The organism is Opitutaceae bacterium, assembly GCA_015075305.1.
Lineage (GTDB): Bacteria > Verrucomicrobiota > Verrucomicrobiia > Opitutales > Opitutaceae > UBA6669.
Genome location: JABTUS010000002.1, coordinates 25,643 through 51,423, shown reverse-complemented (window position 1 = coordinate 51,423; position 25,781 = coordinate 25,643). Strand labels below are relative to the sequence as shown.

Annotated in this window: 26 protein-coding genes and 1 tRNA gene; 19 read left to right on the top strand and 8 right to left on the bottom strand. The window is 61.8% G+C overall.

Going from position 1 to position 25,781, the window contains the following annotated elements; translation table 11 throughout:
* Window positions 1-65: 65 nt before the first annotated feature.
* Together pgk and HS122_04755 are read left to right on the top strand one after the other, a co-directional pair.
* On the top strand, window positions 66-1,310 hold the full coding sequence (pgk, locus tag HS122_04760) for a phosphoglycerate kinase (protein ID MBE7537701.1): 1,245 nt from the start codon (window positions 66-68) through the stop codon (window positions 1,308-1,310).
* Between the two features lie 11 nt (window positions 1,311-1,321).
* Complete coding sequence (locus HS122_04755; protein MBE7537700.1) at window positions 1,322-2,092, top strand: triose-phosphate isomerase; 771 nt, start codon at window positions 1,322-1,324, stop codon at window positions 2,090-2,092.
* Between the two features lie 19 nt (window positions 2,093-2,111).
* Here HS122_04755 and HS122_04750 read toward each other — a convergent pair whose 3' ends face one another.
* Window positions 2,112-3,071 carry a phosphoglycerate dehydrogenase gene (locus HS122_04750; protein MBE7537699.1) on the bottom strand — a complete coding sequence of 320 codons (960 nt, stop codon included), beginning with the start codon at window positions 3,069-3,071 and terminating at the stop codon, window positions 2,112-2,114.
* 148 nt (window positions 3,072-3,219) lie between these two features.
* On the opposite strand from HS122_04750, the gene HS122_04745 reads away from it, so the two are divergent.
* From HS122_04745 to HS122_04720, 6 genes are all read left to right on the top strand, one after another.
* On the top strand, window positions 3,220-6,585 hold the full coding sequence (locus HS122_04745) for an ATP-dependent helicase (protein ID MBE7537698.1): 3,366 nt from the start codon (window positions 3,220-3,222) through the stop codon (window positions 6,583-6,585).
* A gap of 3 nt (window positions 6,586-6,588) precedes the next feature.
* Window positions 6,589-8,127, top strand: coding sequence for a DUF4062 domain-containing protein (locus HS122_04740; protein ID MBE7537697.1), 1,539 nt, complete (start codon window positions 6,589-6,591; stop codon window positions 8,125-8,127).
* An 85-nt stretch (window positions 8,128-8,212) separates the two neighbouring features.
* Window positions 8,213-10,588 (top strand): transposase, encoded by a 2,376-nt coding sequence (locus tag HS122_04735; GenBank protein MBE7537696.1) that lies wholly within the window; start codon window positions 8,213-8,215, stop codon window positions 10,586-10,588.
* Between the two features lie 96 nt (window positions 10,589-10,684).
* Window positions 10,685-13,096 (top strand): Eco57I restriction-modification methylase domain-containing protein, encoded by a 2,412-nt coding sequence (locus HS122_04730; GenBank protein MBE7537695.1) that lies wholly within the window; start codon window positions 10,685-10,687, stop codon window positions 13,094-13,096.
* Window positions 13,097-13,163: 67 nt separating this feature from the next.
* On the top strand, window positions 13,164-13,505 hold the full coding sequence (locus HS122_04725; GenBank protein MBE7537694.1) for a hypothetical protein: 342 nt from the start codon (window positions 13,164-13,166) through the stop codon (window positions 13,503-13,505).
* Window positions 13,502-13,738, top strand: coding sequence for a DUF4926 domain-containing protein (locus HS122_04720; protein ID MBE7537693.1), 237 nt, complete (start codon window positions 13,502-13,504; stop codon window positions 13,736-13,738). The genes HS122_04725 and HS122_04720 overlap by 4 nt, the downstream gene beginning before the upstream one ends.
* A gap of 236 nt (window positions 13,739-13,974) precedes the next feature.
* Here HS122_04720 and HS122_04715 read toward each other — a convergent pair.
* Window positions 13,975-14,050 (bottom strand) — tRNA-Ile (locus HS122_04715).
* Window positions 14,051-14,634: 584 nt separating this feature from the next.
* On the opposite strand from HS122_04715, the gene HS122_04710 reads away from it, so the two are divergent.
* From HS122_04710 to HS122_04685, 6 genes are all read left to right on the top strand, one after another.
* On the top strand, window positions 14,635-14,922 hold the full coding sequence (locus HS122_04710; GenBank protein MBE7537692.1) for a hypothetical protein: 288 nt from the start codon (window positions 14,635-14,637) through the stop codon (window positions 14,920-14,922).
* Window positions 14,923-14,969: 47 nt separating this feature from the next.
* Window positions 14,970-15,245 (top strand): hypothetical protein, encoded by a 276-nt coding sequence (locus HS122_04705; GenBank protein MBE7537691.1) that lies wholly within the window; start codon window positions 14,970-14,972, stop codon window positions 15,243-15,245.
* Between the two features lie 346 nt (window positions 15,246-15,591).
* Entirely contained in the window at window positions 15,592-15,807 is a 216-nt protein-coding gene (locus HS122_04700; protein MBE7537690.1) for a hypothetical protein, read from the top strand.
* Between the two features lie 111 nt (window positions 15,808-15,918).
* On the top strand, window positions 15,919-16,410 hold the full coding sequence (locus tag HS122_04695; GenBank protein MBE7537689.1) for a GIY-YIG nuclease family protein: 492 nt from the start codon (window positions 15,919-15,921) through the stop codon (window positions 16,408-16,410).
* Between the two features lie 358 nt (window positions 16,411-16,768).
* Complete coding sequence (locus HS122_04690) at window positions 16,769-17,023, top strand: UPF0175 family protein (GenBank protein ID MBE7537688.1); 255 nt, start codon at window positions 16,769-16,771, stop codon at window positions 17,021-17,023.
* 307 nt (window positions 17,024-17,330) lie between these two features.
* The gene (locus HS122_04685; GenBank protein ID MBE7537687.1) at window positions 17,331-17,504 is read left to right on the top strand and encodes a DUF3368 domain-containing protein; all 174 of its coding nucleotides are present in this window, start codon (window positions 17,331-17,333) and stop codon (window positions 17,502-17,504) included.
* Window positions 17,505-17,553: 49 nt separating this feature from the next.
* On the opposite strand, the gene HS122_04680 is transcribed toward HS122_04685, so the two are convergent.
* A complete protein-coding gene (locus tag HS122_04680) occupies window positions 17,554-17,859 on the bottom strand; it encodes a transposase domain-containing protein (GenBank protein ID MBE7537686.1) in 306 nt (101 codons plus the stop codon).
* Between the two features lie 47 nt (window positions 17,860-17,906).
* Here HS122_04680 and HS122_04675 point away from each other — a divergent pair, with 47 nt between their 5' ends.
* The 5 genes from HS122_04675 (at window position 17,907) to HS122_04655 (ending at window position 20,420) form a co-directional block, all read left to right on the top strand.
* The gene (locus HS122_04675; GenBank protein ID MBE7537685.1) at window positions 17,907-18,071 is read left to right on the top strand and encodes a helix-turn-helix domain-containing protein; all 165 of its coding nucleotides are present in this window, start codon (window positions 17,907-17,909) and stop codon (window positions 18,069-18,071) included.
* Between the two features lie 6 nt (window positions 18,072-18,077).
* The gene (locus HS122_04670) at window positions 18,078-18,344 is read left to right on the top strand and encodes a topoisomerase DNA-binding C4 zinc finger domain-containing protein (GenBank protein ID MBE7537684.1); all 267 of its coding nucleotides are present in this window, start codon (window positions 18,078-18,080) and stop codon (window positions 18,342-18,344) included.
* 471 nt (window positions 18,345-18,815) lie between these two features.
* Window positions 18,816-19,502, top strand: a complete 687-nt coding sequence (locus tag HS122_04665; GenBank protein MBE7537683.1) for a TIGR04255 family protein — start codon at window positions 18,816-18,818, stop codon at window positions 19,500-19,502.
* Window positions 19,499-19,975: a hypothetical protein gene (locus HS122_04660; protein ID MBE7537682.1), complete on the top strand. Its 477-nt coding sequence runs from the start codon at window positions 19,499-19,501 to the stop codon at window positions 19,973-19,975. Before HS122_04665 ends, HS122_04660 begins: the two co-directional genes overlap by 4 nt.
* A 4-nt stretch (window positions 19,976-19,979) precedes the next feature.
* Window positions 19,980-20,420: a hypothetical protein gene (locus HS122_04655; protein MBE7537681.1), complete on the top strand. Its 441-nt coding sequence runs from the start codon at window positions 19,980-19,982 to the stop codon at window positions 20,418-20,420.
* Between the two features lie 121 nt (window positions 20,421-20,541).
* Here the strand turns inward: HS122_04655 and HS122_04650 are convergent, their stop codons facing one another.
* Genes HS122_04650 through HS122_04630 form a run of 5 tightly spaced genes read right to left on the bottom strand, consistent with a single transcriptional unit; the run spans window position 20,542 to window position 25,690 of the window.
* The gene (locus HS122_04650) at window positions 20,542-21,486 is read right to left on the bottom strand and encodes a hypothetical protein (GenBank protein MBE7537680.1); all 945 of its coding nucleotides are present in this window, start codon (window positions 21,484-21,486) and stop codon (window positions 20,542-20,544) included.
* Window positions 21,461-22,639 (bottom strand): amidohydrolase family protein, encoded by a 1,179-nt coding sequence (locus tag HS122_04645; GenBank protein MBE7537679.1) that lies wholly within the window; start codon window positions 22,637-22,639, stop codon window positions 21,461-21,463. Before HS122_04645 ends, HS122_04650 begins: the two co-directional genes overlap by 26 nt.
* A gap of 20 nt (window positions 22,640-22,659) precedes the next feature.
* Window positions 22,660-23,496 (bottom strand): aldolase, encoded by an 837-nt coding sequence (locus tag HS122_04640; protein MBE7537678.1) that lies wholly within the window; start codon window positions 23,494-23,496, stop codon window positions 22,660-22,662.
* 31 nt (window positions 23,497-23,527) lie between these two features.
* Window positions 23,528-24,910 (bottom strand): aspartate aminotransferase family protein, encoded by a 1,383-nt coding sequence (locus HS122_04635; protein ID MBE7537677.1) that lies wholly within the window; start codon window positions 24,908-24,910, stop codon window positions 23,528-23,530.
* 9 nt (window positions 24,911-24,919) lie between these two features.
* On the bottom strand, window positions 24,920-25,690 hold the full coding sequence (locus tag HS122_04630) for a DeoR/GlpR transcriptional regulator (GenBank protein MBE7537676.1): 771 nt from the start codon (window positions 25,688-25,690) through the stop codon (window positions 24,920-24,922).
* Window positions 25,691-25,781: the final 91 nt, after the last annotated feature.

The following is a 25,781-nucleotide window of genomic DNA, read 5'->3' as shown; positions in this document are numbered from 1 at the left end:
GGCACTGCAGGATTCACCTCCGTGCCGTACCTGCGGCCGTGGGCCAGTCATTTCAGCGGTTTCCCATGCCCAAGTTCAAAACCATACGCGACCTCGATCTCGCCGGCAAACGCGTGTTCATGCGCGTCGACTTCAACGTCCCCCAGGACAAGGTCACCGGAGCCATCACCAACAATCAGCGCATCGTCGCCGCACTGCCAACGATCCGGTACGCCCTGGAGAAGGGCGCGTCGGTCGTTCTTGCCAGCCATCTGGGCCGGCCGGACGGGCGGGTGGTGGAGAAGTTCTCGCTCAGACCGGTGGCCGCGGAGCTCCAGAAACTGCTCGGAAAACCCGTCGCGTTCGTCGGCACCTGCGTCGGACCGGAGGCCGAAAAGGCTGCGGCGGCGCTCAAGCCGGGCGATGTCCTTCTGCTCGAGAATCTCCGGTTCCACATCGAGGAGGAGGGCAAGGTCAAGCTCGACGATGGTTCGACCCTGAAACCGAAGCCGGAGACGGTGGAGGCCTTTCGCGCCGCCCTCATGAAACTGGGTGATGTCTATGTGAACGACGCCTTCGGCACCGCCCACCGCGCGCACTCCTCGATCGTGGGCGTCAACCTGCCGCAGAAGGCCGCTGGATTTCTCATGGAGGCGGAGCTCAAGGCCTTCTCGTCCGTGCTTGAGAATCCGAAGCGCCCGCTGCTTGCCATCCTTGGCGGAGCGAAGATCGCCGACAAGATTCCGCTGATCAACAATCTCATCGGCAAAGCGGACAGGATCATCATCGGCGGAGGCATGGCGTACACCTTCCACAAGGTGCTTCGCGGGATGAGAATCGGCGGCAGCCTTTATGACGCCGAGGGCGCGAAGATCGTCGGCGAGATTCTCATCAAGGCGCAGGCGCGCCGCGTGGAGCTGATATTCCCGGTGGATTTCATCGCAGCCGACAAGTTTTCCGCCGACGCCAACACCCAGCCCGCGGATCTTGCGAGCGGCATTCCCGATGGATGGGAGGGACTCGATGCGGGGCCAAGGTCGATCGAGCTTTACCGCAAGGCGATTCTGTCCGCAAAGACCATAATCTGGAACGGCCCGCCCGGCGTCTTCGAATTTGAGAAGTTTGCCACGGCCACGAAGGCGATGGCCGAGGCTCTCGCCGAAGCCACTGCCAATGGGGCGACGACGGTTGTGGGCGGCGGCGACACCGCCACGGCTGCCAAGAAGTTCAAAGTGGCCGACAAGGTCACGCACTGCTCCACGGGCGGCGGCGCCAGCCTGGAATATCTGGAAGGCAAAGTCCTTCCGGGCGTGCAGTTCCTGGAAAGTTGAAAGGACCACCTATGTCTCCTCGAAAGAAACTGATCGCGGGAAACTGGAAGATGAACAAGACCTCCGCGGACGCCGTGGCGCTCGCGCAGGAGATCGTCTCCGCCGTCGGCAAGCAGACCGACGTCGATGTCGTGGTGTGCCCGCCGTACACCTCGCTCGAATCGGTCGGCAAGGTGTTGGACGGATCAACTGTCAAGCTGGGGGCGCAGAACGTGCACCCGGAGCCGAGCGGCGCCTATACGGGCGAGATATCGGTCGCCATGCTGCGTGCGTTCTTTGCGAGCTCCGTGATCCTTGGACACAGCGAGCGCCGCACGTATTTCAAGGAGAGCGACACCTTCATAAACCAGAAGGTGATCGCGTCGCTCAAGGGCCAGCTCAGGCCGATTCTCTGCGTGGGCGAGACACTCGGTGAACGCGAGGCGGGATCGACCCTTCGCGTGGTTCAGACGCAGATCGAAGGCGGGCTCGAGGGAGTAGGCAAGGACCTCGCCACGAGCGTCGTCATCGCCTACGAGCCCGTGTGGGCCATCGGCACCGGCAAGGTGGCGACGACCGAGCAGGCGCAGGAAGTGCACGCCTTCATCCGCACGCTTCTCGGCAAACTCTTCGGCGAGACGATCGCCCAGAAGATCCGCATCCTTTACGGTGGTTCGATGAAGCCGCAGAATGCTCCCGAGCTGCTTGCGCAGAGGGACATCGATGGCGGGCTGATCGGCGGGGCGAGCCTGGAGGCGCGCAGTTTCCTCGATCTCGTCAACGCGGCGGCAAGCGTGAAGTGATGGCTCCCGCGCCCGCTCCTCAGGGATGCGGGCCGAGCGCCGCGATCAGGTTGCCGACGGCGCCGTCCATCGCGCGGTCGACGCTCTCCCGCGTGAACCCGCCGATGTGCGGCGTGGTGATCACGCGGGGATGGTCCAGCAGCGCAGATCTTGCGGGCGGTTCCTGCGAATAGACATCAAGCGCCAGCCCGGCGACCTGTCCGCTCTTCAGGGCGTCCAGCACGGCCGTGGCATCAAGCAGATCAAAACGCGCTGTATTGATGATGCAACCACCGCGTCGCGTCGATCCCAGCGTGGCACGGTCGAGCAGCGCCCGGCCGCCGGGCAGGGGAGGGCAGTGCAGCGTCAGGACATCGGCCTCACAGATGACTTCGGCAAACGTGGCGAAGTGGACTCTGTTTGCAGCATCGCTCAGTGCGGATGGGGAGTCGGCAAACGACGGCGGCAGGACGGGATCGTGGACGACGACCCGCATGCCAAGCGCGCGGGCGAGCGTGGAGACCTGGCGGCCGACATTGCCGTAACCGAGCACGCCGAGCGTGCGGCCGGCGATCTCGAATCCCGGCGGACGCGCCCATCCTCCCGCCTTCACGCTGGCATTGCCTGCGACGATCCCGCGCGCGAGTGCAAGCAGCAGGCCGATGGTGAGCTCGGCCACGCCACGGGCGTTGGCGCCGGAGGCGGTCAGAATCTCGATGCCCAGCGTGCGGGCCGCTGGCAGGTCGATGGCGTCGGTGCCGGTGCCATTGCGACTGATGACGCGCAGGGTGGGCGCGGCGGCTGCCAGCACCCGCGCGCTGATCGGTTCGACCCCGGCGAGAAAACCCACGCAGCCCGGCAGAAGCGCCAGCAGTTCATCCTCTGTCGGCTGCCGTCCCGCCGGACCGAGAACAATCTCAAACCCGCACGCGCGCAGGCGATCCAGGGCGGGATGCCCCTGTGTGGTTACGGACCGTGGAGTGACAAGAATGCGAGGCATGGAAATTTCAGGCGGGCGGGTGCACTGGGAGAAAGTTCCGGCGAACGAAAAACGCAATCGAATCCCCAGGCCCGGATGCGAGCCATCAACTGCGGTTTTATTGGGTTTGCGGGTGACCGGGCGCGCGGCCAATGCTTGAAGGCAAGAGATGCCGCCGACGCCGTCCCCCCAGAGCAACCTTCGCGACAACCATCATCGTGGCACCGTGGGCGATTTCCTTCGCGAGAATCTGCGCGCCGGAGCCGACCTCGATCTCGTCACGGCCTATTTCACGGTTTTTGCCTATGACAGGCTGCGCGCGCAGCTCGACAGCCTCGGCCGCATCCGGCTGCTGTTCGGCGAACCCGCCTTCATCCAGACCCTCGATCCTGAACACAAGGAAGGCGCGGCCTTTGTTCTGCGGGATGACGGCTTGAATCTCGCCGGCGGACTGAGCCAGCGGCATCTGGCGCGGGCCTGCGCGGGATGGATGCGGGACAAGGTCGATGTCCGCTCCGTGACGCGCACCGGATTCCTCCACGGCAAGATGTCGCACATCCGGCGCGGCGAGGTGACTGCGGCCATCGTGGGCAGCTCCAACTTCACCACGCGCGGGCTCGGGCTGGCCGCCACTGGCAACAATGTGGAGCTGAATCTGATCGTCGACGGCAACCGCGACCGCGCCGACCTGCACGCCTGGTTTGAGGAACTCTGGAACGACACCTCGCGTGTCGAGGACGTGAAGCCGCAAGTGCTGGATTACCTGTTGCAGGTTTACGCCGACCAGTCGCCCCAGTTCATCTATTACAAAACCCTCTACGAACTGTTTCGCCGTTTCATCGAGGCGGGGCAGATCATGGACGAAAACCTGCGGCAGATGCGACTGCCGGACACGGGGATTTGGCGGGCGCTCTACACCTTCCAGCGCGATGGCGCCCGTTCCGCGATCAACAAGATCAAGCAATACAACGGCTGCATCCTCGCCGACAGCGTTGGTCTGGGCAAAACCTACACCGCGCTCGCGGTCATCAAGTATTTCGAGCTGCGCAACGAAAAGGTGCTCGTGCTCTGCCCGAAGAAACTGCGCCGCAACTGGACGGTCTATCGCCAGCCCAGCACGTTGAATCCGTTTGAGGCGGACCGCTTCCGCTACGATGTCCTCCACCATACCGACCTGTCCCGCACCCACGGCGACTCGAACGGCCTCGACCTCGCGGCCCTCAACTGGGGCAACTACGATCTCGTCGTCATTGATGAATCCCACAATTTTCGGAACAACAAGCCCGCCACCCAGCGGCCGGAGGACGAGGAGCCGCGCCGCACCCGCTACGAGCGCCTGATGCAGGACATCATCAGCACCGGCATCCGCACCAAGGTTCTCCTGCTGTCCGCCACGCCGGTGAACAACCAGCTCGCCGATCTGCGCAACCAGATTTCCTTCATCGCGGGCGGCGATGTCGCGCGCGAAGAAACCGCCGACCGCGCGTTTGCGGAAACCCTCGGCATCCCGTCGGTGCGCGAAACCACCCGGCAGGCCCAAACTCATTTCACCCGCTGGGCCGACCCGGCCAAGCCCGCCAGCCAGCGCAAGACCCGTGACCTCATCGCCGCCATCGGCGGGGACTTTTTCAAGCTGCTCGACGGCCTCAGCCTCGCCCGCTCCCGCCGCCAGATTGCCGGCCATTATGCCGGCGAGATGAAGCGGCTGGGCGGATTCCCGCAGCGCCCGCCCCCCAAGGCCATCCACGCGCCCATCGCCACGGAGAAAAATTACCTCTCGTTCGAGCAACTCGACGGCGAAATCAGCGCGCTGCGCCTGGCGCTCTATCACCCGACGAGCTTTCTCCGCCCGGACCTGCCCGCCGCGATCAAGGACGCCTACCAGGCCAAAATCCTCGGCGGCTTCACCCAGGAGGGTCGTGAAAAAATCCTCATCGGCATGATGAAGGTGAACTTTCTCAAGCGCTTGGAGAGCTCGGTGGACTCGTTTCGCCTAACCCTCGAGCGCACCATCGCGAAAATCAACGTCCTGGAAAAACGGATCACGGATTTCGAGCAGCACCTGAACGAGAACCCCGAGTTGGATTTTGATTCGCTGACGCCCGACGAGTTTGAAGATCCGGATTTTGACGGGGAAGACTTTACCATCGGCGGACGCCGCCGCATCCACCTCGGGCATCTGGAGCTTCCCAAGTGGCTCGAGGCCGTCCGCGGCGACCGCAGCCAGCTTCAAGATCTCTGGAAAGAAACCCTGTCCGTCACGCCTCGCCGCGACGGCAAACTGGCGGAGCTGAAAGCCCTCATCGCCGCCAAAGCCCGGCGGCCCACGACGAACCGCGACCGCCGGCTAAATCGAAAAGTCCTCGTTTTCACCGCCTTTGCCGACACCGCCCGCTACCTCCACGAAAATCTCGGCCTGTGGGCGCGCCAGGAATTGAAGATTCATGTCGGCCTCGTCTGCGGCGACGGCGGCAACGCCGCTTCCCTCGGCCGCACGGATTTCGACGACATTCTGACCAACTTTTCGCCGGTCGCCAAACGCCGGGCCGATCAGGCCGAGGCGTTCCCCAATCAGCGCGAGGAAATCGACCTGCTCATCGCCACCGATTGCATCTCCGAGGGCCAGAACCTCCAGGACTGCGACCTGCTGGTGAATTACGACATCCACTGGAACCCCGTCCGCATCATCCAGCGCTTTGGGCGGATTGATCGCATCGGCTCGCGCAACGAGGCCGTGCAGCTCGTCAACTTCTGGCCCGTCGCAGATCTCGACCGCTACCTCGGCGTCAAGCACCGCGTCGAGGCGCGCATGGCCCTGGTGGACCTCACCGCCACGCAGACGGACAACCTGCTGGATACGACGCAACTCGCAGACCTCATCAAGGACGACCTGCTCTTCCGCGACCGCCAGCTCAAACGCCTCAAGGACGAGGTGCTCGATCTCGAAGACCTCGACGACTCGGTCTCCCTCGGCGACTTCTCCCTCGATGAATTCCGGCAGGATTTGCTCAACTTCCTCCAAGCCCACAAAGACGAGCTGGAGCGCGCGCCCCTCGGCCTGTATGCCGTCGTGCCCCCCGCAGCGGATATTCCGCTGGCCCGGCCGGGCGTCATCTACTGCCTGCGGCAGAAAGCCGGTGCCGATTCCCCCGCCAGCGAACGCATCAATCCCCTCGCGCCGCATTACCTCGTCTATGTTCAGCACACGGGCGACGTCCGCCTGGCCTTTGTGCAGGCCAAGACCGTCCTCAACCTCTTCCGCGGACTCGCGGCGGGGAAAACCGAACCCTACGTCGAACTCTGCCGTCTGTTCGACCGGCAGACGCAACAAGGAGCGGACATGAGCGCCTATTCTGAGCTGATTCAGAAGGCGGTTTCATCCATCACCTCTTCTTACCAGGAGCGGCTGGCGGACAACCTGCAGGGCAACCGCTCGTTTATTTTGCCCACCGTGAAAGAGCAGCCGCAGGCCAATGATGCGGCCTTCGAACTCGTCACTTGGTTGGTGATTTTGCCGCCCGACTCCACTTCCTGAGCCATGCTCCGCCTTTTTCTCAGCAGCGTCCAAAAGGAATTCGTCGCGGAACGCGCGGCCCTGCGCGACTATCTGCGCGGCGACCCGCTGCTCCGGCGGTTCTTCGAACCGTTCCTCTTCGAGGACATGCCGGCGGCAGACCGCCGGGCCGATGAGGTCTATCTCGACGAGGTGGCGCGTTGCGATGTCTATGTCGGCCTCTTTGGCCGGGAGTATGGCCGCGAGGATGCGGCCGGCCTTTCCCCGACCCACCGCGAATTCGATGAGGCCGGCCGGGGGCACAAGCCACGGCTGATCTTCGTCCAAGGTGCAGACGACCACGACAAGCAGCCCAAAATGCAGGCCCTCATCCGGCAGGTCGGCGGCGAGTTGATTCGCCGCCGGTTCGGCACCATCGCCGAGCTGATTGCCGGGGTCTATGCCGCGCTGGTGCGCTACCTCGAGGACAAGGAGCTGATCCGCCACGGTCCCTTCGATGCGGCCACCTGCACCGGAGCCACCCTCGCCGACATTTCTACAGGCAAAGTGCGGCATTTCGTGAGCGTCGCCCGGCGATCCCGCGGCTTTCCTCTGGCCGAGGATACGCCAGTCGCCGACGTTCTGGCTCATCTGCATCTGCTGCGGGAGGGCCGGCCCACCCATGCCGCCATCCTGCTTTTCGGCGGCGAGCCGCAGCGCTTCCTCCTTTCCTCGGAGATCAAATGCGCCCGGTTCCACGGCTCCACGGTGTCCAAGCCGATTCCCTTCTACCAAGTCTACAAGGGCACGGCCTTCGAACTCGTGGATCAGGCGGTGGATTTCGTCCTTTCCAAGATCAACCTCGCGGTCGGCACCCGCGCGGAAAGCACGCAGGCGCCGGTCGCCTACGAGATGCCGCCCGAGGTGGTGCGCGAGGCCATCGTTAACGCCGTGGCCCACCGCGACTACACGAGCAACGGCAGTGTGCAGGTCATGTTGTTTGCCGACCGCTTGGAGGTCTGGAATCCTGGTGCGCTGCCTCCCTCGCTCACTCTGGAAAAACTGCGCCATCCTCACGGCTCGGTGCCGGGCAACCCCTTGCTCGCCGAATCGCTTTATCTCACCAAATACATTGAGCGCATGGGCACGGGCACGGCCGACATGATCGAACGTTGCCGTGCCGCCGGCCTCCCTGAGCCGGAATTCGCCCTCACCGACGGCTTTGTCATCACCCTCCGGCGCAAACCCGAGCACGCCTTCCAGCAGGTCGGCGGGACGCAAGAAACTGGCGATCGGTTAGTCACCCCACCAGTCACCCCACCAGTCACCCCACCAGTCACCCCACCAGTCGAGGTGCTTGCCCGCCTGCTCGAGCAAGCCGGCGATCTGGGCAATGCCGAGGTCCGCTCCCGCTTGGGACTCAAGGATCGCACGCACCTGCGCGAGCACTACATTGATCCGGCCTTGGCCGAGGGCATCATCGAACCGACCCTCCCCAACAAGCCCACCAGCCCCCGCCAGCGCTACCGCCTCACCCCCAAGGGCCGGGCGTGGCTCGATCAAGCCAAAGCCACGTCCTCCTGATCCCACGTTTCAGCCCTTCTTCCGTCCGCATTCCTTTTTTAAACTTAATCTACCGTCTTAAACTGGCGGCTCCGCCGCCCCGCCCATGCCCTCCAACCCCGAGCTCCTGAAGCAAATCGAGACCGCCCTCGCCGCGTTCGACGACCGCCCGTTGTTTGACGCGTCTCTCGGCCTCTTTGCCACGCTCGGTTACCGGAGCGAACGACGCATGAAGCTCCGTTCCGCGGATGCGCCGGGGTTCCTCGGCACTTTTGATCGCGGCCAGACCCTCAACCGTGAGCGCGCCCTCCTCGCCGACTGGCAGGCCGTTGAGTTCCTCTTCCAGCTCACCGACGCCGAGGTGCAATCCGCCACCACCGGTATCGAGGAACTGGCTTTCGGCAGCACGGGCCGGTTCGACGGCGCGGAGATCAACAGCTTTCTCTTCCTCGCCATCGGGCTGCGCCCAGCCGCCGCACGCGAGGGTGAACGCAAGGGCCAGCCCTACACACGCACCGAGCTGGCCGGCGTCACCCGCGCCGTCAACCGGCTCTTCGACATGCCAGTGCTGCTCGTTTTCAAGCACGGCGGCACCGTCTCCCTCGGCATCATCCACCGTCGGCTCTCCAAGCGCGACTCATCCAAGGATGTCCTCGAAAAGGTCACCCTCATCAAGGACATCGCCTTCGCCGACCCCATCCGCGCCCACGTCGAGATCCTCCACGACTTCGCCCTGCCGCAGCTCCTCACCGACTACGGCGTCGCCAATTTCGTCGCCCTCCACGCCGCCTGGCAGAAGCGCCTCGGCTCCTACGCCCTCTCCAACAGCTTCTACCGCGAGATCGCCGACTGGTATTTTTGGGCGCGCCACCTCGTGGACGACGGCGCCATCCGCCTCCCGCAGCATTGCGACACCGAGCAGGAGAAATCCCTCTTTCTCATCCGCCTGCTCACCCGCGTCATCTTTTCCTGGTTCCTCGTCGAGAAACGCCTCATCCCCACCGACCTCTTCCGCGAACACCGCCTCAAGGCCCTGCTGAAGGACTTCAACCCTTCCCGCGACCCGTCAGCGCCCGACTCCGCGCCCACCTACTATCACGCCATCCTCCAGAATCTTTTCTTCGGCACCCTCAACATGCCGGCTGACCAGCGCGGCTTCCGCAAACGCAGCGAGTCCGGCGGCCGCGACCAGAACTTTGGCGTCACCAACCTCTGGCGCCATGAGGCCAATTTCCGCAATCCCGCCGACTGGACCAGGCTCGCCGCCCGCGTCCCCTTCCTCAACGGCGGCCTCTTCGACTGCCTCGACGACAAGTCCGGCAAAAAGCAGGACAACTTCATCCTCGATGGCTTCTCCGACAACCCGAAGCTCGCCTGCCACCTGCCCAACGACCTCTTCTTCGGCCCCGAGCGCACCGTGGACCTCTCCCGCGACTATGGCGAGGAGGACAAACGCACCGCCCGCTCCAAGCGGGCCCGCGTCCGCGGCCTGATCGAGATCCTCTCCCGTTACAAGTTCACCATCGAGGAGAACACCCCGCTGGAGGAGGAAATCGCCCTCGACCCCGAGTTGCTTGGCAAGGTTTTTGAAAACCTCCTCGCCTCCTACAACGAGGACACCCGCACCACCGCCCGCAAGGCCCTCGGCGCCTTCTACACCCCGCGCGAGATCGTCAGCTACATGGTGGACGAGGCCCTCAAGTCCTACCTCCAGACCCAAATGGTGGGGCAGACATTCCTGTCTGCCTCCTCCGTGCCACCATCAGCCCTGGCCACCACGCAACGCCGCCTCCCCCACTGGAAGAAAGACGGAGCCATCTACTGGATCACCTTCCGGCTCGCGGACTCACTTCCCCAGGAAAAGCTTCACGCATGGCGGGAGCAGCGTGAAATCTGGAAATCCCATCATCCCGAGCCGTGGAGTGAGCAGGACTGGGCGGAATACGACGAACGCTTCGGCCGCAAACTCGACGAGTGGCTCGACGCCGGTATGGGCTCCCACGCCCTGGCACGGCCCGAAGTGCGTGACGCCGTCAAGAACTGCCTCCTGCGATTCGATGGCGAGCGTCTGCAAGTCCACTCCGCCGTCATCATGCCCAACCACGTTCACGCGCTCATCGAGCCGTTGCAAGGGCATGATCTCTCCACGCTCCTCAAGGGCATCAAAGGGGCCAGCGCCCGCGAGGCCAACAAGCTCCTCGGCACCTCCGGGACCTTCTGGCTCGATGAATCCTACGACCACATTGTCCGCAGCGAGGAGCAATACCGCCACTTTCTCCGCTACATCGCCGAAAATCCGAAAAAGGCAGAGCTGCACGCCGATCAGTATTGGCTCTATGAAGGTGGCGCAGACATTCCTGTCTGCCACCTGCTGGAAGGTGAGGTAGACATTTCTGTCTGCCTGTCGGCTAAAGGATCGCAGACAGGAATGTCTGCCTCACTCTCCAAGCGCCTCGACGCTCTCTTCGCCAGCAAGGCCTAGCCCCCACAATTCACCCCCGCCGAGCGCGACGCCCTCATCGCCGCCATCGGCCGCGTCAAGATTCTCGACCCCGCCTGCGGCTCCGGCGCCTTCCCCATGGGCGCACTCCACCGTCTCGTTGACCTCCTTCAGAAACTCGACCCCAACAACGAATCCTGGAAACGCGACCGCCTCGCCGAGGCCCGCCGCTACCGCGCCCTGCTCGAACAAAGTGGCACAGACATTCCTGTCTGTGGTTCAGGGGCAGCAAGGCAGACAGGAATGTCTGCCTCACTCTCCGAGCTCGCCGCCTGCGATGCTCGGATCGCCGACATCGAAAAATCCTTCGACACCCGCTACCACGCCCTCGATTTCGCGAGAAAACTCTACCTCATCGAGAACTCGATCTACGGCGTGGACATCCAGCCCATCGCCACGCAGATCGCCAAGCTCCGCTTCTTCATCTCCCTCGTCGTGGACCAGAAGGTGGAAGGAGGCCCTGAAGGTGGGGCAGACATTCCTGTCTGCCAGGATGGAAAATGGCAGACAGGAATGTCTGCCCCACCTTGGAACATGGGCATCCGCCCCCTCCCGAATCTGGAAACCCGATTCGTCGCCGCCGACACCCTCATCCCCATCGAAAAATCGGAGAGCGATCTGTTTTCCAAGGACCTGGACCGCCTCCGGAGCGAGCTCGCCGAAATCCGCCACGGACATTTCAACGCCCGAAGCCCGGCTGCGAAACGCAAGTGGCGCGAGGCCGACGAAGCCAAGCGCCGCGAAATCTCCGCCATGCTGGAGGACAGCCACGCGCTGTCCAAGGAAACTTCGCGCAAGCTCGCGGCCTGGGATCCTTACGATCAGAACACCCACGCGCCCTTCTTCGATGCTGAATGGATGTTCGGCATCAAAGGTGGGATTCAAGGTGGCGCAGACATTCCTGTCTGCGATTCGCCTCAACGGCAGACAAGAGTGTCTGCCCCACCTTCTGAGGGCCCATTCGACATTGTCATCGGCAACCCGCCCTATGTGCGGATGGAGCAGATCAAGCACTACAAGGACGAGTTCAGCGCCAGCTACGCCTGCTTCAATCCGCGTGCCGACCTGTTCGTCTATTTCTTCGAAGCCGGCATTCGCCTCCTTCGCGAGGGAGGCACTTTTAGTTTCATTACGTCCAACAAGTGGTTTCGCGCTGGCTACGGCGAGAAACTTCGGGTGTGGCTCAACCGGAATACCCGCGTCCTACAATTGATCGATTTTGGCGATGCGCCCGTCTTCACCGCGATCGCTTATCCCAGCATCGCGATTCTTCAGCGCGTTGGGAAACCGGTATCAGAAAGTGCGAACCTGCGCGCCTTCAATTGGGAAGAGGGTCCGCCGGTCGAAACTTTCGCCGACGTGTTTGCCCGCAAGAGCTTCACCATGCCGCAATCCGCGCTCGCCGCTGACGGCTGGCGACTCGAAGGCGACTCGAAGCGCGAAATCCTCCAGCGTCTGCGTGAAACCTGCACCTCCCTTGGCGACTACGTTAACGGAGCGTGGTATCGTGGAGTGATCACCGGACTAAACGAAGCCTTCATCATTGACACCGATCGTCGGGCCTCGCTCATCGCGCAAGATCCGAAGTCGGCTGAACTGATTCGACCCCTGTTGCGCGGTCGCGACATCAAACGGTGGCGTCTCGATTGGGCTGGACTCTATATCATTGTTTTCCCGTTCGGCTTTCACGCCGAACTCAAACGTTATCCGGCCATCCTGAAGCATCTGAGGCAATTCGAGGATGAGCTGCGCCAGCGCGGGCAATGCACTTCCTCGCGCGATGGCAAAGCCGAAGGACAGCACCACTGGCTCGAACTCGACAACAATCCCAAGCAGTCATTCCTCGACGCGTTCGCTCAGTCCAAGATCATCGTGCCCGCAATCTCCGGCACGGTGAATGTCGCCGTCGATCTCGACGGCTACTTCGCCAACAACAAGGCGAGCATCTTTGTCAGCGAGCGCGCCCGGTTTTTGGCCGGAGTCGTAAACTCACCAGTCGCTTTCTGGTTCACACAGCAGGTCTTCGCTACCAAGCAGGGTGGGTTTTTCGATTTCGAACCCCGCTATTCATCCCAATGGCCGATCCCCTCTGCGAGCGATACGCAGCAGCGAGCCATAGAACAGCTCGTCGATTACCTTCTTTTCCTAAACCGCCACTTCGCCGACCACCCCGAGGCGGCGAGCACGCGCGACCCATTGATGCTGGCGTATTGGGAGCAGATCCTGACCGGGCTGGTGTATGAACTGTATTTCCCGGAGGAGCTGCACGCCGCCGGGCTTCGACTCTTCGATCTGGTGGAGCAGAGTGTGGGGCAGACATTCCTGTCTGCCCTTCCGCCCAAAGACGCAGACAGGAATGTCTGCGCCACCTTCCTGAAAACCCTCCGCACGAAGTTCGAGGAACTCCACGACGCCAGTCACCCCCTCAAAGTCGCCCTCCAGAAACTCCAGACCCTCGAAACCGTCCGCAGCATCGAAGGCAAGGAGTAGCCGCCATGTCCACCCCCGCCGAACCCATGATCCCCAACGGTCTGCAACTCATCGAGGAATCCTGGAAATGAAACTTCCAGGCGTAGATCTGGCCGTCGTGCCAGAGAAGAAAATCACGCACTATCTCCTCAACCCGGCGCATCCGGCCGGCGGCAGCAAGGCGGCGTTTTTCCTGCGTTTTGGTTTCACCGCGCCGGAGTGGTCGCAATTGGCCCATGCGCTGCTCCGCCACGCCAGAGAGAACGAAGTGGTCGTAACCGAGCCAACGCCGCACGGCACGCGCTACGTCGTCGACGGTCCGTTGAGTGCGCCCGGGGGCGCGAGCTTGAATGTGCGCACCGCATGGTTTATCGATTCTGCCGGTGACGCTCCGCGCTTTGTCACCGCCCATCCGATCCCGAAATCATGAACCCGATTCACGAACTCGACGCTGTCGCCCTCACGGGCGATCTGCCCGCCTATAACCTGAAACGCGGTGACGTCGGCACGGCCGTGCTCGTGCATGGGAACGGCGACGCCTTCGAGGTGGAATTCGTCGGCTACGATGGACACACCGTGGCATTGGTGACGCTGGAGCGCGCACAAGTGCGTTCGCTGCGCGCCAACGATGTGCCGCACGCTCGTGAACTGGCGTCGGCCTGACGCTGTGGTCCGAGGATTTCGCCACGGTGAAAGCAAAAGTCCCCGAGGCTTTTAACCTCGAGGGCTAATGAAACTCAGGGCCCCAAGAACCGAGGATCCCACCCTTGACAGGCTGCCACTCGTGAGAGCGGCCTCTACATTTCCTGCGCTTACCCGGCCCACAGCATACACCACCTGTCAACCCCGCGTCGTTACCCCGGCTCCATGGATCCCAAGCAACCGGTGAGGCAGGCAGTTGGTGGGCCCGCTGGGATTCGAACCCAGAACCAAAGGATTATGAGTCCTCTGCTCTAACCGTTGAGCTACAGGCCCGGTGCGAGAAGCGCCCTGCACCGCTAACCCGACTTCGCCAACCGGAGAGGTTTGTCACCTATCATCGGATCAAACGGGTAACTTCAAGTAGCCAATAAAAGGGGCAGTCCTTACTTATGACATAAAACGTTGAAGAGAGCTAAAAGAGAGGAAGTGTTGGCGGGGTCTGTCACGTGGTCGATTGCGCGAGTATGCGATCGGAGAAGCGGAAGGAAACAGCGTTGGACCTGTGCTGCGAAGAAGCGCTGGTGCCATGACCATGGTTGGCCGACCATGGAAATCGGTGTCACTTGGTGATGGAGATGCGAGCGAGAGTCCGCAGTCTGCGGGCAAGGAGGCAGTTGCTGCACAATGCTTCATTTCAGCATTCTTTCTCTCAACTGGGTCTTGGAGTAAGGACTGACCCTATATGGCTCGCTTTTGATTCAACGTTCGAGGTTTGGAAAAGTCTGCCCTGCACGGCGCTTGTCAGCATCATCGCTCACCCAAAGAGAAAATGAGTGATTGATATGGAGCTGGAAGAGGGTGGGGATTTCCCACTTGATGCCGGGTGGGATGTCCACAGTATTCTGGATATGGAAAGCGTGATCAAAGACTCCCATTTCCGGCTGGTGACCGAAATCCAGAAACCCGATGCCAAGAAGCGTCTGTCGCTGGGCCAGGCCATTGGACAGCCCGGCGTAGCCTACAACATTTACTGCAATCGCCTCGGCCAGATCGTGCTCGATCCTGTGAAGGCCGTGCCCGTCCACGAAACATGGCTCTTCGAGAACAAGGAGGCGCTGGCTTCGGTGAAGCGCGGCCTGGCGGACTCCGCCGCGGGCCGGATCAAGCACCTCGGCTCATTTGCCGCACACGCTGACGAGGTCTGAATCTTGTGCAACGTCAGTTGCGATTTACGGATGAGGCCGCCGGTCAGTTGCACGCGCTTGCTTCCGACCCGGCGAAACGTGGTCTGCACAAGCAAGTCCTGAAGACGCTCGGTTTCCTCGAAACGAATGCGCGGCATCCCGGCTTGAACACCCACGAATACCGATCGTTGGTCGGGGTGAACGGCGAGCGCTTGTGGGAAGCCTACGCCCAAGACAAGACGCCCGGCGCCTATCGGGTCTTTTTCCACTACGGCCCGGATGAGCTTTCGGGCGGGAAGCGGGTGGCGGTTCTCACGATCGTTGCCATTACCCCACATCCGTAGTCCTGCACGGCGCTATTCTGGCAGAGGAGTGTGGATCATGCACCGGACGGTCTGGCGATTCGCCCGACGTGCCGGCACGGGACGAGCCCGTGGGAACGGATGAAGTGATTGCGCTCACGGGGAGAAATGCCGGACAACGAGTTTGTTCCAGGCGAGTTGACTATCCAGAACCACAAAGCGGCCGATATATCCGTGTGGTGGAATATTGGCTCAGCCTACGACTTGCCTGAACTCCCGTGACGTCCGATTGGGAACATAGCCTTCATCGCGGCGGGTTTGTCCAAACGGAATAGTCGGACCCGCGCCAGTTCGTTCTCTGCGAAAGTTCCGTGTGCACTTTTCAAATATGATCACGTTCAACTCCCTGCTTCGCTCGGCACAGATAGATCCGTCTGACGTAAAACTCGCCCGCCATCAGGATACCCGGTATCCGGGTCGCCCGACTCCGTACCAACTCTGGCGCGCGGGCGACGGGCGCTTTGAACTGTATCAACGGACGCAAATTCGGGACGGCATCTTCGATCGCACGATACCTCGCTGCCTTCCCAGGCACACCACCTGATGAGACCTGTTTGCTGGACTATACGAAATCAAGGGCGTCGGCCGTGCACCCAAGGGGCTCATCGATCCGGTTTCCGGCAGAAAGGTTGGAGGCTTCAACTACTATGACCTGGTGCTCTGCGACAGCCTTGCGGCCTACAATGGAAGAATCGTGATTGATTGGGGTCCGGGCTTCCGAGCGTGGGTCCAGCGGGCAGACTCCAAGGACAAGACCATCGTCGAGATCCGGCGCTCCATCAGTGATCCTCCTTTCCCTGGGTTTCTCGACTTCCGTGAGCATCTCAGCCGACTCGCAACGGTCCCCGTCGCATGGCGTGAAGCGCTTTCTTCCGTCTGCGGAATCTATCTCCTCACCTGCCCAACCACCGGTCGATGCTATGTCGGATCGGCGGGCGGGGAGCGGGGGTTCTGGGGACGATGGGAGAACTATGTTTCATCCGGACACGGCGGCAATCGCCGCATGAAGAGGAAATCAGTTACCGACTACCAAGTCAGTGTGCTTGAAGTTTCTGCGTCGTCCGTAAGCACCGAGGAACTTTTGACGCTGGAAAGTCGCTGGAAGGAAAAGCTCCTCAGTCGCAAATTCGGACTTAACGGCAACTGACGAGCCTGTGGTTCCCAGGTTGTCTCCATGGTTTTTCCAATGACAAGATGATCTACGCGGTCGGGCGGCGCACGTTCGAAAAATTACGCACGGTTTCCGATTGGTTCGCATCGATAGCCCAGTTCACCGACTCCTGACTGGAGATGAAGAAAGAGCGCTCCAAGCGTTTCTCAAGGTGACGATCCAAGTAACCGACAAGAGGAGACGCATTGCATGGTTAGATCGCCAACAGGCTTGCGGCTCCGCGCATCGATTTGCCGATCCCTCTGAGATTCGAACTCTGCTGCGGATTTGACGGTGAGCCGGCAGCTTCGGCCAATTCGTTTGACCGAAAGCTAATGCAAACTAGTTTTCCGCCATGACGCGGCAAGTTACAGTCGAACTCCCGGAAGAGGCCATGCAGGTGCTTCGTGTTCGACCGGAACAGCTGCCACAGGAATTGCGGGAGGCTGCGGTCTTGCGCTGGTTCGAGGAGGGCCGCCTTTCGCAAGGACAGGCAGCTGCCCTGCTTGGAGTCACGCGCGGTGAGTTTTTCGACCTGTTGAGCACCCATCGGGTTTCGTCTGTCCAAATGACGGTGGCTGATTTGGACGAGGATTTCCGGCATGGCTGACCTATGGGTTGTCAACGCCTCCCCCGTCATCCTGCTCGGTAAAGCGGACATCATTCATCTGCTGCCGCTGCTGTGAGATGAATTGGTGATTCCCGCTGGCGTGGTTGCCGAAGTGCAGCAGGGACGCCTCGCCGATGCTGGTAGGGCTTGGCTTGCGGGCCTCGGCAGAGACTTTGTTCGGCCAGCTCCTCCGCTGCATGCTGCGCTTGCGTTGTGGAATGGAGGGCCCGGTGAGGCGGAGGTGATTTCGTGGGCGTTGGCCCATCCCGGATTTCTGGCTGTGCTTGACGATCGAGCAGCCCGCCGGATGGCGACGCTCCACGGCGTTCCCGTCCTCGGATCGCTGCGTGTCATCGTCAAGGCAAAGGAGCGTGGCTTGATCCCATTGGCGCGCCCGGCGCTGGATAGGCTTCGCGGGGCGGGAGCCTATGTCAGCGACGAGTTAATTGATCGTGCGATTGCCCTGGCCAACGAGGCCTAGGATTGCCTCGTTCCGCAAAGACAGTTGTTCCGTGTCATCCATGTCCGAATCATACCGACTGAGAAAAATCGTAAGCATCCGACGATCGTTCACTCGGATTGACCTTGACCGACCGGAATGAGATGGAAAGTCGCCGACCTTCGGCGGGCAGCGCGGCGTCAGACAGCCGCTTTCCAGCGAGCCGGGTGAGCGCGGCCAGATCGTCCTGATTGGTCATCCGGGGCAGGCGCGTGAGCAGGTCCTTCAGACAGGTGAACGGATCGATGCAAAAACGCTGGCGGGAAACAATGATCGAGTTGAATTGAGAATGTGACGATGGCTCCACACTGCGCGCCCCCGCCCGCTGAAACTCCAAAACAGGAAAAGCGCAGGCTGGCTGCCGAGTTCAAATCGATGCCGTGCATGACTCATGTCGAAGCGGCGAAACGCCTTCGCGTCGCTCCCAGGAAAGTCCTGGGCTGGCTGGAAAGCGGCGCGCTCAAGGGCCGGCAGTTCTCCCGCACAAAATGGAAGATCAGCGGCCAGGATCTGCTGGCGTTTGTCCGCGAGAATCCCGATTTGACCTGATCGTTCATGCCCCGAAGCAATCCTTCACCAGCCGAGATGCTTGTCATCCTGCCTTTGGTGCGATCGGTGCAAGCACCGCCCAAACCTGTAGCTGGAGCAGAGACAGAATCGTCCCTAGCTGATTCAGATATTTCACCGAGCCCTGACGAGGTGCTGTGTCCCAACTGCGGGGCAGGCATGGTCAAACGCACGGCCAGGCGCGGATCGAATGTCGGCCATTCATTCTGGGGATGCTCCAAGTACCCAACGTGCCGGGGTGTAAGGAATTCGTAGTGTGAGACTGCAAGGGGCCGCATAGCCCTCATCTTCAATGGCTCCACCACCGCTGAATTCACATTCATGAGGCTCTTGCTGACAACGTGAACGCAGGCTGAAAAGCTGAGGCCTTTGCAGGATCACTTTCCCTCCCTCGCCAGTGTTGAAGGAAGCCATCCCGATGGCTCGGCAACAGTATTCAGACTCTCGACACCGCACTCATGAGCTGTAAGATGAAATGAAGCTTGCACGTCTTCAACCATGCACAGACCACGATGCCACTATATACAACCTTGGCTACTGCATCACAGCGAAAAGCGCGAGCCTTCCGGCATCGTCAAGCGGGAGGGTTGCCGATGAAACTCGAGTCTCTGCAATCGGAGCCTCAGGCATGCAGCCTTTCCTTGGATTTCCGCTCCCGTGATTTCCTCTGACTACAGAATCCCAACGCCTCAGCGTCTTCCCGCGAGGATTACTCCGTGCCCGATCGTGGAGGCGATCTTCGAGATCCGTTTTGTTCCTCGCCAACCATGGGAGAACCTGCCGGGGCTGCTGCATGCCCAGATCAAGGGACACTATCCTGAGCAGGCTACGCTGCCGCTCTATCAGATTCCTGAAGAATTTCGTCGGCAACAGGCAGACCTGAAGTACCAACCGCTGATTCGTTTTTTCGGAAATGATTTCTCGATTCACCTTGGACCCTGCATGGTTGCACTTATAACGAAGTCGCATGGCTATCCCGGCTGGAACCGCATCCATGAGGAGTTGAGGTGGCTGATGGACAGGCTCATGGCGGGTGACTTTATTGAAGAGACGGAACGATTGGGGGTACGCTATGTGGATTTTATCGAGGGCAACGTGTTTGATAAGCTCAAGCTGGCTCTCCAGCTGGCTGGCGAGCCGGTCACAGATGCTCATACGGAAGTCACGACAATCCTCAAGGACGGGCCATTGACGATTCGCCTGGCGGCGAGCAATGGCGCCATCGTGGGCGTCGGAGAAAGCGCCAAGTCAGGCAGCGTGCTGGATCTGGACGCGTGGTACGGGGCCTTGGGTGTGGAACTATTTGACAATGGGCTCAACCGCTTCTCGGAGGCACACCAGGCGATCAAGTCTCTTTTCTTCGGCTTGCTGAAGGATGATTTTCTAAATAGCCTCAATCCGTTGTACGAATGATCGCTTCCCTGCCACCCTTGCATGCCACATCGTACGCGACTTGCAGACTCGTCGATGAGTTGAACGAACCGACTGCTCTTCTGGCAGTGCGTCGCCAAAGAATGAATGATGCACCGTGGGAAGATGTGGCCATTTCCAGGCTTGGAAATCATGGCTGGGGAAGGCTGCTCCATTTTCGCCAGTACTATCGAAGGGGATGGGGCAACCACCGCACGCAACCTCTTTCACCACGGGCATTCGAGGCAACAATTCAGTTTCTGTCTGATGGGATGCCTCCTTCGAATGACAAGAAGCCCAGCGTTTTTCTAACGGATCGCGGAGGGCTCGAGCTGTGTTGGGAAACCTCCAGCGGCAAGGCTGTACAGGTGGAGTTCACTCGTGATCGTGTGGAGTATTTCAATGAGGCAACAGGAGCTGAAGGCGAATTGCCGTTGTCCGACTTCAAGCAATTGAAACAGATTCTTTCTATCTGATTCCATGCCGCTTATTCACGGTGAGGACATAGTGCGAGCGGTCTGCACCGACAAGTGGGACGGCGAGCGGCTTTCCCCTAGTCTGTTTGTCGGTGAGGGGCTTTCAGTCAGCCGTCTGAGCCTTATCCCATTGAGCGAACACTGGGCCATGTTTCGTGATCACGTCGAAGATCCTCCAGAGAGGCGACTGGAGATGATCGCAGAGATCAACGTGGGACATCTGCACCAGATCGGCCTAGGGTACACAACGCCGACCAAGTTGACTGTGGAGCCGAAACCCGAGGCATGGAATCCTGCACATGCTGAAATTGTCGAGAGAATCACCCGTGGTTTGGCGAACGTGATATTGCGTCACTTGAAGAAACACGTTCCTCCGTCCGCCCGCGACGATAGTTCTGGTCGGCCCAGACGTGACGGTTGGACAGGGCAGGAAATTCTGGAATGATTGGCTCGTGGGCGGATGAACATGGGCATCAGCCAAGAAAGTGTGGCGCGGACCTTCCTGTCTGCGCCATCGGTGGCTCGCAGACAGAAATGTCTGTGACACGTTGCCGCATGCACGCCGGCTAGTAGCCTTTGTCCCAGCGGGTCTCGATGTTGGCGGCGAGGGATTCGGACACCCAGACGTCGGTGCGAAGGGTCTGGAGGATCGATTCGGGGATTCGCGGGGTGACGGGGCCGTGAAGTACGAGGCGGGTCGTGAGGCGCTGCCAAGAGGCGAAGGAGCCGTCCACCGTGATCGCATGCATGTCGATGCGGTGCTTCGCGCCTATGACTTCCGCGGGTCCGATTGTCGCGGCTTTGGGCGGCACCGCGGTGAGGTCGCCGCTGGAGCCGAAGCAGCCGTGCAGCGAATTCTGCGCGATCGTAAAGGGGCTGAGCGTGCAGACGCGCGGGCCCATTTGTTTCCACTCCGCCAGCGAGCCCGCAAACTCCGGCGCATCGGGTTCAATGAAGGCCAGGTGTCCCGTCCAGCCGGGTCCGCTGTAACAGATGTCCGCCCCACCAAGATCCGCGAGCATGCGCCCGTAGTCCTTGAGATTCCTGTTCGTGAAAATGCGGATGTTCTTCTCCTCCGGGCGAAGTTTGGGATGCAACTGGCTCCAGAAGTACTTCTTGAAGGCATGGCCGAATCCAAACTCCCACGTCTCGGGCGCGATGCGGCCATCCTGGTCCGCATACTCGTCCATGTTGAACGTGTGCAGCTTGCGACAGTCGACCTTCGCGCGGTTCAGCATTGCCGCGAGTTTCACATAGCCGGGCCAAGGATTCGGCATGATGGCGACAAAGGAGCGGCCGGCATCCATCGCCTCCTTGATGCGGAAAAACATGTCCGTGATCCACAGGAACTCGACCTCGCTGTCGGGCACGACGCTGATCCGGAAATCCGGATTCCGGTGCCGGGTGATCTTGTCGCGCGTGATGGCGCGGACGCGGGCGACTACCCGCTTGTCCCGAAACGGGACGAACGCCGCGGGTTCAAAATCAAACGCTGTGGATTTTTTCTTCATAGACTGAGATTCCATTGACCCATGTCTGCGCCGGCGTGAGGGAGTCGTTCCAGAGCACGAGATCGGCGTCGGCACCGACTTCGAGTCGGCCTTTTTTCTCGAGTCCGAGCAGGCGCGCGGGATTCAGCGTGCCCATCGCCCAGACCTGTTCGGGCGGCAGTTTGAGCCAGCGGAGGAGATTGGCGATGCCGCGATTCATGGTGAGCGCGCTGCCGGCCAGAAAACCCTTTTCCGCATGGCGCGCGGCGGTCTCGGGCGCGACGCGAATCCGGTATCCCCAGGGCGTGTCGTAGAGCCCCGGAGGAAGGCCCGCGCCGATGTTGGAGTCGGTGATCAGGATGACACCCTGCCAGCCCTTCGCTGCAAGAGCGGCGCGGATGGCGGTGGGGTGGACGTGCACGCCGTCGGCAATAAAGTCCACGGAGGCGCGGGCATCGGCGAGAATCGATTCCACCGCGCCGACCGGCCGCACGCCGGGGTCCGTCTCGGCGGGCGGATAGAACACATCGTAGAAATGCGTCGCGTGCGAGGCTCCCGCCTCCAGCGCGGCCTCCGTCTGCTCCGCATTCGCGCGCGTGTGTGTGAGAAAAACGGGAATCCCCTTTTCCCGCAGGCGGCGGATCACCGGAAGGATGTTGGGTGCGTCCGGGCTGAGCGACATCGCGGCGAGGCGGCCGCCGGTGGCGTCGAGGATGCGCTCCAGTAGCGCGAGATCGCCGGGAAGGGTGGGGCAGGCCGCGCCTCCCACGGCCATGAAGGGACCCTCAATGTGCAGACCGGGAATGTTCGCGTCCGTGATGCCGGGCAAAGCCTCGCAGGTCCGCCGAACATCCCCAAGCCAGGTGTCGGTGAGTTTCGGAATCAGCGTCGGCAGAACCGTGGTGACACCGAACTCGCCCAGGCATCGCGCGCCCCGGCGCACGCCGGCGACGCCGTCCTCGTAGAGGTTGTCCTTGATGCCGTGCGTGTGGATGTCGATGAGCCCTGGCGTCAGCAGCCGGCCGCGGGCCTCGATCACTCTTGCGTCAGGAGGCACGGCGGCGTCGATCCTGCCGAGCGCGGCAATCCGTCCCGAGCGAATCCATGCATCGCCCGTAGAGATGCCTCTGCCGGGTGCAACGAGCCGGGCGTTGCGGATTGCCAGATCGCTCATGGCGGGAGGAAGCCGGGTGCTCAGGCCTTGGAAACGATGTCGAACGCGGCGTCGACCGTGAGGCCGTCGTGGACGAGTCCCATCAGCGCGCGTGTGATGGCGGCGGGTTTTGCGTGCTGGATGATGTTTCGACCATACACGATGCCAGAGGCGCCCTGCGCGAGCAGGTCGTGGGTGCGCTGGAGGATTTCGCGGTCGCCCACCTTGCCGCCACCGCGGACGAGGACCGGGATGCCCGAGGCGGCCTCGATGACCTTGTGGTAGAGCGACACGTTGTCGGTGGGGTCGGCCTTGATGACGTCCGCGCCGAGTTCCGCCGCCTGGCGCACGAGAGGGATGATCTTCTTTTCGTCGCCGTCGACCATGTAGCCGCCGGCCTTTTCATTGGACTGGAAAACGAGCGGCTCGATCATCATCGGCATGCCGTAGCGCTCGCACTGCGGCTTGAGGCGCACGATGTTCTCGATGCACTGCTCGCCGACCTCGGGCTCGTTGGGAATCTGAAAGAGATTCACGCACATGCACGCGGCGTCCAGACGCAGCGCCTGCTCGACGGGCGTGTCGATGGTGCGGCTGTAGAGCCGGCGCGGGAGCTGTTTGCCGTAGACATTGGCCACATCGATGCGGAGGACGAGCGACGGCTTGAAGCGCCCCGCGATCTTCTGGAGATGGCGCGCCTGGCCGACGCTGAGCTGCACGGCGTCGGGGGCTGCGCCGACGACGGTCGCCACGGCGTGGTCGATATTCTCGATGCCGGCGAGGAAACTGAAGTCGTTGAAGAAGCCGTGGTCGATGGCGACGTCGAAGCAGCGGCGCGACTTGGGATTGAAGAGACGGTTGAGTCTGTAGGAGGTCATGGGAGTTGCGGTGAGAGTGAAGGAGTGGAGATCAGGCGAAGCCGAGTTCCTTTGCGGTTTCGCCGATGGCCTCGTCGATGATGTCGAGGCCCTTGAGCAGGGTGGCCTCGTCCATGACGATCGGCGGGCTCATGCGGAGAATGTGACCGGCGGGAATCCAGGCCAGACCCTTTCGGAAGGCCTTTTGGTAGACGAGCGTGCCGGCCTTGTCGAAGGGTTCCTTGGATGCCTTGTCCTTTACCAGCTCGATGCCCATGAGGCAGCCCTTGGCGCGGACGTCGCCCACGATCCTGTGCTGTTCCTTCATGCGCTGCATGCGCTTCAGCGCGACGTTGCCGAGGTGGGTGGCGTGCCCGAGGAGGTTCTCCGACTCAATGACCTGCGTTGAGATGAGCGCTGCGGCGCAGGCCATGGGGTTGCCGCCGTAGCTCGATGAGGCGGAGATGCTTTCAAAGCTCTCCTTGAATTTTTCGCGCACGGCGACGCAGGTGACCGGGAAGCCATTGCCGAAACCCTTGCCGATGGTCACGACATCGGGAACGACGCCCCAGTGTTCCATGGCGAGCCATTTGCCGGTGCGGCCCCAACTGGTGAGAACCTCGTCGGCCATGAGCAGGATGTGCCGGTCGTCGCAGAATTTGCGCAGCTTGGGGAAGAAGTCATCCGGCGGCATGACAGATCCGCCCCAGCCCTGGATGGGCTCCAGGACAAAGCCGGCGACTGCTCCGACGGTGGCCTTGTCGAGGTATTCGGCGTAGAAACGGAGGTAGGCATCGGTGTCGATCGTGCCATCGGGTTTCGTCCACACCGGCCGATAGGTGTCCGGGCGCGGCACCATGTGGGCGCCGGGAGCGCGGACCGCCCCGTAGACATGCGAGCGGATGTGTCCGAGTGAGACCGCGCCGTAGGTCTTGCCGTGAAAGTCGTAGAAGCAGCTCACCGTCTCGTGTTTCCCGGTTGCGGCGCGCAGCACGCGGATGCCCGCCTCGACGGCCGCGGTGCCGCAGTCGTAGAGCTGGAAGCCGTTGAGGTCGCCCGGAAGCACCGATGCCAGCTTCTCCATCAGCTCGGTCTTGATCGGCGTGGTGAAGTCGTGGGCGTTCATCAACTGGCCCGCGGCGCGCGCGATGCCCTCGCTGATCTTCGGGTGGCAGTGTCCCAGCGTGGTGACGTAGATGCCCGAGGAGAAATCGATGTACTCGTTGCCATCGACGTCGCGCAGCACGCAGCCTCGGCCGGATTCGAAGCTGACCGGGAAGAGCTTCACCTGTCCGCTCAGACCCTTGAAGTGCCTGGTGCACCGGTCGTGCCAGTGTTTGGACTGCGGGCCGGGGGGCGGCACGGGAAGGTGCGGCACGCGCGAGAGGTCGACGCGGCCCCAATCGAGAGTCTTGAAGGCGGAGGATGTGCTCATGATGGAAAATCAGACGGAGAGGATGCGTACCCCGAGTTTGGAGAACCGGCGCAGCGCGCCGGCGGGGGCGCTGCGGTTGGTGATCAGGATGTCGATGCCGGAAAGGCTGCCGGAAAAGGCGAGGGCGGTGCGGCCGATCTTGGTGTGGTCGGCGAGGACGACGGACTGCTTCGCAATGCGGCGCATGTGTTTCTCCACGCGCGCGAGACGCAGATCGGCGTTGTACAGTTTGCCGTCGAGCCCGATGCCGTCCGTTCCCTGGAACGCGAGGTCCGCGGAAAACAGCTCCAGGCAGTGCTCGGTGACGGGGCCGGTGAGATCCGGACTGCCGCGGCGGATCACGCCGCCGAGGAGGATGACCTCCACCCCGGGGGCGTCGAGCAGTTCGGAGGCCACGGCGAGGCTGGGTGTGATGACAGTGAGGTTCTCGCCGTCCCGCAGCAGGCAGGCGAGTTCCAGCGTGGTGGTGCCGTTGTCGAGGATGAGCCGCTGCCCGGGTCTGACCAGCCTGCGGGCCTCGCGGGCGATGGCCTGCTTGGCGCTCCGGTTGGCCTGGCGCCTGTCCCGGTAGTCGAACTCCAGCAGCATGCGCTCCGTGAGCACGGCGCCGCCGTGGGTGCGCTGGATGTGCGACTGCCCCTCCAGCTGCGCGAGGTCGCGCCGGATGGTCATCTCGCTGACGGAGAACTCGGCGGCCAGCTCCGCGACGGACACGCCCGCCTCGCTCGCGAACCGTTCGCGGATGCGGGCCAGACGTGCGGCGGAGGGCAGCTTCTTCATGAGCAGCCAGATTCCGTGAGAATGTTAGAAAATGTCAATCGAAAGTAGAAACGAACATTTCCTAACATGGCATTGCCGACGCTCATTGGAC